Annotated in this window: 1 pseudogene; it reads left to right on the plus strand. The window is 76.4% G+C overall.

Features of this window, described 5'->3' with window-relative positions:
- Positions 1 to 445 (plus strand): annotated as a pseudogene (locus tag ACYQ0J_RS00565) (tetratricopeptide repeat protein); the annotation flags it as partial.

Consider the following 445-nt stretch of genomic DNA (forward strand, 5'->3'; position numbering starts at 1 on the left):
GGCCCTGCGCCGGGCGGAGGAGGCTTTGGCCGTGGTCCGGGCCAAGTCCCTGGGAGGCTTCCGGAGCCGGGTCCTTGTCCTCCTCTCCTCCGTCCACCGGGCCAGGGGGGAGCTGAGGGAGGCCCTCTTCCGGGCCGAGCAGGCGGTGGCGGGGAGGCTGGACCCGGACGACCGGGTGGTGGCCCTGAGGGCCCTCGGCACCACCCTGCGGCTTCTGGGGAAGCCCGCTCAAGGAAGCGAGGTCCTGGAGGAGGCCCTTGAGCTAGCGGGGGAGGGGGCCCGGAGGGGAGCGGCCCTGGCGGAGATGGCCCTCTGCCACCTGGCCCTGGGACGGAAGAGGCTGGCGAGGCGGGCCGCCGGGGAGGCCCTGGAGCTTCTGGACACCCACGCCCCGGCCCGCGCCCGGGTGCTGGTGGCCCTGGCGGAGCTCTCCCGCCGGGAGGGG

Source organism: Thermus sp. FJN-A (assembly GCF_054655095.1).